This is a genomic window from Stenotrophomonas sp. ESTM1D_MKCIP4_1 (genome assembly GCF_003086895.1).
Lineage (GTDB): Bacteria > Pseudomonadota > Gammaproteobacteria > Xanthomonadales > Xanthomonadaceae > Stenotrophomonas.
The window spans coordinates 165,532-172,216 of the sequence record NZ_CP026004.1 but is presented as its reverse complement, the minus strand read 5'-3'; the positions used below and the strand labels follow the sequence as shown (position 1 = coordinate 172,216).

Sequence of the window (6,685 nt, the reverse complement as noted above, 5' to 3'; positions counted from 1 at the left end):
GAGCCATCTGGCGATGCCAGCCTTGGTGTTCGGGATTCTGTCACCCGCCTTGCAGTCGGCCACCGCTGGCACGAGCTCCTTGGAGTCAACGTCCAGGCCAATATCAAGAGAATCGGACATTTGCACTGCTCCCAGCTATCCTTAAGGGGCTGGGGTGGTACCGCACCGACGTTAGCTTGCCTACATCGACGATCCCCTTTTGGGGGCCGTACGATCCTTTATCGACGTTCGTGTGCGGGATGGGGATCGCTCGACTCGTCTGTCGGCTCGATTCCGCAGATGCTTGCTTGACGGTCCCTCCACCCTGGCTCCTACATACCTCGTAGGAGCCGGCGGGAACATACAAGCTTGCTCGACTGCTGTTGCCAAGAGCAGTCGAGCAAGCTCGACTCTACGAGAGCGGTGAAGCAGTCGAGCAAGCTCGACTCTACGAGAGCGGTGAAGCAGTCGAGCAAGCTCGACTCTACGAGAGCGGTGAAGCAGTCGAGCAGGGCTCGACTCTACAAAGGCAGGTGTTGCGCGGGGGCTTACACCGGGTAGCCGGTGGCTTCCCTGGCCTTCTTCCAGGCGCTTTCAAATTCGCGGGCGGAGATTTCGTCGTCCTCGTCGAAATCCAGGAACGAGACCGGCTGGTCGGCCAGCAGGAAGCGGTCATCGCTCTGGCCGTGCTCATCGGCCCAGACCAGCTTGGTGCCGTAGATTTCAACCTGCCGCACGATCTTCTCGCCGCGGGCTTCCATCAGCACGTTGCCCTTGCCCAGGCCCGATTCGGCCCAGTGCTTGTAGTACTTCTTGGCGGTGTTGTTCTTGATGTTCTTCATTACTGCGGCCGGAAGGTTCGGAATGGCGCCATTATCAGGCATTTGGGGTCAGAGCCCTTTCCTGCGGGGCATATGGGGTCAGAGCCCTTTCCTGCGGAAAGGGATCCGACCCCTGCCGGTTCAGTTCGGCAGGGGGGCGCCCTTCGGCCACAGCATCCAGATATTGCCCTTCTGCTTCATGTCGCCGGCCAGCTTGCCGGCGGCATCGCCACTGCCCCAGTACAGATCGGCGCGCACTTCGCCGGCAATGGCACCACCGGTGTCCTGTGCGGCCACCGGGCGCACCACCGGGCTGCCATCCGGGCGCGTGGTGGACAGCCACAGCAGGCTGCCCAGCGGCACCACGCTGCGGTCCACCGCGACGCTGTAGCCGGCGGTGAGCGGCACATTCAGGGAACCGCGCGGGCCTTCCGGGCTGTCGGCGCTGCGCACGAAGAACACGTAGCTGGGGTTGCTGCGCAGCAGCTCCGGCACGCGCGCGGGGTGCGCCTTCGCCCAGGCGCGGATCGCATCCATGGTGACGTCTTCCTTCTTCAGCTCGCCCTGGTCCACCAGCCAGCGGCCGATGGCGCGGTAGGGGTGGCCGTTCTGTTCGGCATAGGCCAGCCGCACCTGCGTGCCGTCGGCCAGGCGCACCCGGCCCGAACCCTGGATCTGCAGCAGCTGCAGGTCCATCGGGTCGGTCAGCCAGGCCAGCACGGGCGCCTTGGCACCCTTGCCGGCAATGGTGCCTGCATCGTCATAGGGCTTGAGGACCTTGCCATCGAGGCGGCCGCGCAGGCGCTTGCCCTTCAGTTCCGGGTAGAGACTGTCCAGCTGCACCACGATCAGATCGTCGGGCGTGCCATACACCGGCACGGTGGCGGTCGCGGTGCGGGTGAGGCTGCCGGAGTAGATGGGTTCGTAGTAGCCGGTGATCAGGCCATCGGCCTGGTGGCCCCCGGCGCGCAATGCGTACACGTCGAGGTCGCGCTGCAGGAACTGGCGGATCGCCGCCGAATCCTTGTCGGACACCGTGGCTGCAGTCGCGCAGGGCTGGGCCCAGACCGCATCGCTCTTCAGGCGGGTGCAGCTGCTGCGCCAGGCGCTGAAGCCGGCCAGCAGGTCGACATCGGCGACGGCCGGCAGCGCCTTCCAGTCCACCCTGGCGTAGGTGGCGGCAGCGGGCTTGGACTGGGCGGGTGATCCAGGACGGGTGCCCGTGGTGGCGCAGCCCGCGAGCGCGGCGACGGCCAGGAGGGTGAGGAGCGCGCGCGGCGACGACGGAAAAGTGATCATCGTCGCAATGTAGTGGGGCCGATGGTGGCGGGGCAACCGTGCGCGTGGGTCGCGCCGAGGGTTGCGCGACGGGTGTTCAGGCTACGGCGTCTGCAGCAGCAGCGAATGCAGGATGCGGGCGTCTTCAGCGTCCAGTGTCTTTGGCAGATCGTCGCTGCCCCGGAAGCGGCGATGGAACGCGGCGACGGCCGCGTCGCGATCTTCCAGCGGATAACCGAAACGCGCCATCGCATTCCAGGCGTCGAAGCCTTCCGGCGCGGGACCATCGCTGGCACGCGGCCACACGCCGAAACCTGCTTCGGCCAGCTGCTGCCACGGGAAGAAACGGCTGGGGTCGGCCTTGCGCGTCGGCGCGAGATCGGCATGGCCGATCACCTGCCGTGGCGGGATGTTCAGACGCTCGGTAAGGTCACGCAGCAGCAGGATCAGCGAAGCGATCTGCGCGGGCGCGAACGGCGTGCTGCCGTTGTTGTCCAGTTCGATGCCGATGGAGGCTGAGTTGAGATCGGTGAGCGTACCCCAGCGGCCGGAGCCGGCATGCCAGGCGCGGCGCTCGTCGCTGACCAGCTGGTAGCGATGGCCATCGGCACCGATGAGGTAATGCGCGCTGACCCGGCCACCGCTGTTGGCGGTCCGCAGGGTATGCAGGCTCTGCTGCACCGAATCCTGTTCGGTGTGGTGGATGACGATGATGACCGGCCCGCGCGCGTTCTGGTTCGGCGATGGCACCCAGGTGGCCAGAGGGTTGCGGCTTGGCTGCGGCGCAGAAGCGCAGGCGGCCAGCAGCAGGCAGGCCGAGAGCATCAGGGAGGTGCGGATCGGGTGCATGTGCCCGATTGTGCGCGATCACGCGCGATGATGCATGCCCATGGAGCAGATCCACGCCATGCGTGGATGGCGGGCGACCTTCGCAGGCCGCCCGCCGTTGAATCAGGCCTCGTAGGCCGATTCGCCGTGCGAGGTGACATCCAGGCCAGTGCGTTCGGCCTCTTCGGTCACGCGCAGGCCGACCACCACCTTCACCAGCAGCAGGATGGCCGCGGTGACCACCGCCGACCACACCACGGTGAGGCCGACGCTGACCACCTGCACCCACACCTGGTGGCCGATATCCAGATCGGCCTTGGTGCCGCCCAGCGACTGCGCGCTGAACACACCGGTGAGGATGGCGCCGACGATGCCGCCCACGCCGTGCACACCGAACACGTCGGCGGTGTCATCCACCTTCAGCAGGCGCTTCAGGCCGGTCACACCCCACACGCAGACCACGCCGGCCACGAAACCAATGACGATCGCACCGAGCGGGCCGACGGTACCGCAGGCCGGAGTAATGCCGACCAGACCGGCCACCGCACCCGACGCTGCACCCAGCGCCGACGGCTTGCCCTTGGTGATGGCTTCCACCAGGGTCCAGCCCAGCACCGCCGCAGCGGTGGCCAGCACGGTGTTGAGGAAGGCCAGCGAGGCGACGGTATCAGCGGCAGCGGCGGAGCCGGCGTTGAAGCCGAACCAGCCGACCCACAGCAGCATCGCGCCGATGTAGGTGAACGGTACGTTGTGCGGCTTCAGCGCGGTCTGGCCATAGCCCAGGCGCTTGCCCAGGAACCAGGCGCCGACCAGGCCGGCCACACCGGCGTTGATGTGCACCACGGTGCCGCCGGCGAAGTCGATGGCTCCCATTTCACCCAGGTAGCCACCACCCCAGACGATGTGTGCCATCGGGATGTAGCTGAAGGTGAACCACAGTGCCGAGAACAGCAGCACCGCGCGGAACTTGATGCGTTCGGCGAAGGCGCCGACGATCAGTGCGGTGGTGATGCCGGCAAAGGTCGACTGGAAGGCTACGAACAGGTAATCCGGCAGGCCCGCGATGGGCGTGTTGCCGACCGAATCAGGCGTGAAGCCCTTGAGGAATGCGAACTCGGTGAACGAACCGAAGAACGGATTGCCGGCGCTGAACACCGCGCTGTAGCCGTAGGACACCCACAGCAGCAGCACCAGCGAGAACACCACCAGGATCTGGCTGAGCACCGACAGTACATTCTTCGAGCGCACCAGACCGCCATAGAACAGGGCCAGGCCCGGCACCACCATCAGCAGCACCAGCAGGGTGGACGTGAGCATCCAGGCCACGTCGCCGTGGTCGAAGGCCGGGGCCGCGGCTTCAGCTGCGGCGGGAGCCGCCGCTGCCGGGGCCTGCAGCGGCTCGACCGCAACCGGTTCGGTGGGCAGCGGCGAAACCTGGGCCTGGGCGTGGGCCGTGCCCGGCCAGGCACCTGCAGCCAGGGCACTGAGCAGCATCAGCAGGCACACCAGATGGAACCGGGCTTGCCACCCGGTGAAAAGGCGCATCTTCATTTGGGGGAGTCTCCGGAAGGGGTTACAGCGCGTCAGCACCGATTTCGCCGGTGCGGATACGGATGACCTGCTCGACGGCAGTGACGAAGATCTTGCCGTCGCCGATCTTGCCGGTGCCTGCAGACGACTGGATCGCTTCGATCACCGCGTCGGCACGCTCGTCGGTGACCACGGTTTCGATCTTGATCTTGGGCAGGAAATCGACGACGTACTCGGCGCCGCGATACAGCTCGGTGTGGCCCTTCTGGCGACCGAAACCTTTCACTTCGGTCACGGTGATGCCCGACACGCCAGCGTCGGAAAGGGCCTCGCGGACCTCGTCGAGCTTGAACGGTCGGATGATTGCGGAGATCAGTTTCATGCGCATGTCCCGATGGTGGATGGGGCCAACGCGCGAATGCGCGATGGCATCAGGCAACCACGGGCCATCGTGATGATGGCCGTGGCTGTTGCACCGGACACGAACCGGGCCGGGACAGCCGTGCCTCTCTCCTTGCACGGCCGACGCGGGAGGGAGGGCGGCCCATGTCGCGTATCCGGTCTCTCTTGCCCCTGGATCAGCGGACTGACAGTCCGCTCTACCAAAGCGGACCAACCGTCCGCTCTGCCAAAACGGACCAATGGCCCGCGTTCCCAATGCAGCGGACCAACGGTCCGCTCTACCAAGGCGGGCACAGGCCCGCCATGCGGCTCCCCAGCCGCAGAGAAAGGAGGTGATGGCGGCGGGTGGGAGGGGTACCCACCGCCATCACCGTCCGATCAGCTTGCGTAGTACAACTGGTATTCCAGCGGGTGGGTCGCCGCGCGGAACTTGGTCACTTCCTGCATCTTCAGTGCGATGTAGCCGTCGATGAAGTCATCGCTCATCACGCCACCGGCCTTGAGGAACTCGCGGTCCTTGTCCAGTGCTTCCAGGGCCTGGTCCAGCGAGGAGCAGACCTGCGGGATCAGCTTCTCTTCTTCCGGCGGCAGGTCGTACAGATCCTTGTCGCTCGGTGCGCCCGGGTCGATCTGGTTCTTGATGCCGTCCAGGCCGGCCATCATCAGCGCGGTGAAGGTCAGGTAGCCCGACTGGATCGGATCGGGGAAGCGCATTTCGATGCGGCGCGCCTTCGGGTTGGACACCCACGGAATGCGGCAGGAGGCCGAACGGTTACGGGCCGAGTAGGCCAGCATGACCGGGGCTTCAAAGCCCGGCACCAGGCGCTTGTAGCTGTTGGTGCCCGAGTTGGCGAAGGCGTTGATGGCCTTGGCGTGCTTGAAGATGCCGCCGATGTACCACAGCGCCAGCTGGCTCAGGCCGCCGTAGCCATCACCGGAGAACAGGTTGGTGCCGCCCTTGGACAGCGACTGGTGCACGTGCATGCCGCTGCCGTTGTCGCCGACGATCGGCTTGGGCATGAAGGTGACGGTCTTGCCGTTGCGGTGCGCCACGTTCTTGATGACGTACTTCATGCGCAGCAGTTCGTCGGCCTTCTGCACCAGGGTGCTGAACTTGGTGCCGATCTCGCACTGGCCGGCGGTGGCCACTTCGTGGTGCTGCACTTCAACTTCAATGCCGACCTGTTCCAGGGTCTTGCACATTTCAGCGCGCAGGTCATGCAGGGTGTCGGTCGGCGGAACCGGGAAGTAGCCGCCCTTCACCGCCGGACGGTAGCCGCTGTTGGCGCCGTCATACTTGGCGCCGGTGTTCCAGGCCGCTTCTTCCGAATCGACCTTGAAGAAGGTGTTGCCCATTTCGTTGGCGAAACGGACCGAATCGAAGATGAAGAATTCCGGCTCCGGGCCGAAGAACGCGGCTTCGGCGATGCCGGAGGACTTCAGGTAGGCCTCGGCGCGCTTGGCGATGCCGCGCGGGCAGCGGCCGTACGGCTGCATGGTGGCCGGGTCGAGGATGTCGCAGCTGATCACGATGGTCGGATCGGCATAGAACGGATCGACGTAGGCGCTGGTGGTGTCGGGCAGCAGGACCATGTCCGATTCATTGATGCCCTTCCAGCCGGCGATCGAGCTGCCGTCGAACATCTTGCCTTCTTCAAACAGCGACGGTTCGATGATGCTGACCGGGAAGGTGACGTGCTGTTCGACGCCACGCATATCCACGAAACGCAGATCGACGAACTCGATCTGGTTGTCCTTGATCAGCTTCTCAACGGTTTCCACGGACATCGGTACGACCTCGGATGGGGATGAATGCCTACTGAGGTAGAGCAATGACCGTGCCAACT

General features: G+C 65.4%; 6 protein-coding genes. All 6 read right to left on the bottom strand.

The window, feature by feature from the left end; all coding sequences use genetic code 11:
- Nucleotides 1-527: 527 nt before the first annotated feature.
- Nucleotides 528-821, bottom strand: coding sequence for a hypothetical protein (locus C1924_RS00690; RefSeq protein ID WP_108745661.1), 294 nt, complete (start codon nucleotides 819-821; stop codon nucleotides 528-530).
- A 120-nt stretch (nucleotides 822-941) separates the two neighbouring features.
- Nucleotides 942-2,099, bottom strand: coding sequence for an MltA domain-containing protein (locus C1924_RS00685; protein WP_108763627.1), 1,158 nt, complete (start codon nucleotides 2,097-2,099; stop codon nucleotides 942-944).
- A gap of 81 nt (nucleotides 2,100-2,180) precedes the next feature.
- Nucleotides 2,181-2,927, bottom strand: coding sequence for an N-acetylmuramoyl-L-alanine amidase (locus C1924_RS00680; RefSeq protein WP_108763626.1), 747 nt, complete (start codon nucleotides 2,925-2,927; stop codon nucleotides 2,181-2,183).
- A 102-nt stretch (nucleotides 2,928-3,029) separates the two neighbouring features.
- Nucleotides 3,030-4,457, bottom strand: a complete 1,428-nt coding sequence (gene amt / locus C1924_RS00675; protein WP_108763625.1) for an ammonium transporter — start codon at nucleotides 4,455-4,457, stop codon at nucleotides 3,030-3,032.
- A gap of 22 nt (nucleotides 4,458-4,479) precedes the next feature.
- Nucleotides 4,480-4,818, bottom strand: coding sequence for a P-II family nitrogen regulator (locus C1924_RS00670; protein ID WP_004134334.1), 339 nt, complete (start codon nucleotides 4,816-4,818; stop codon nucleotides 4,480-4,482).
- A gap of 398 nt (nucleotides 4,819-5,216) precedes the next feature.
- Complete coding sequence (gene glnA / locus C1924_RS00665; RefSeq protein ID WP_108763624.1) at nucleotides 5,217-6,626, bottom strand: type I glutamate--ammonia ligase; 1,410 nt, start codon at nucleotides 6,624-6,626, stop codon at nucleotides 5,217-5,219.
- Nucleotides 6,627-6,685 lie beyond the last annotated feature (59 nt).

Bases quoted from the DNA above. Each gene is read 5' to 3' on its own strand.
- C1924_RS00685 (WP_108763627.1), bottom strand. From the start codon at position 2,099: ATGATCACTTTTCCGTCGTCGCCGCGCGCGCTCCTCACCCTCCTGGCC.
- C1924_RS00670 (WP_004134334.1), bottom strand. From the start codon at position 4,818: ATGAAACTGATCTCCGCAATCATCCGACCGTTCAAGCTCGACGAGGTC.
- C1924_RS00680 (WP_108763626.1), bottom strand. From the start codon at position 2,927: ATGCACCCGATCCGCACCTCCCTGATGCTCTCGGCCTGCCTGCTGCTG.
- amt (WP_108763625.1), bottom strand. From the start codon at position 4,457: ATGAAGATGCGCCTTTTCACCGGGTGGCAAGCCCGGTTCCATCTGGTG.
- glnA (WP_108763624.1), bottom strand. From the start codon at position 6,626: ATGTCCGTGGAAACCGTTGAGAAGCTGATCAAGGACAACCAGATCGAG.
- C1924_RS00690 (WP_108745661.1), bottom strand. From the start codon at position 821: ATGAAGAACATCAAGAACAACACCGCCAAGAAGTACTACAAGCACTGG.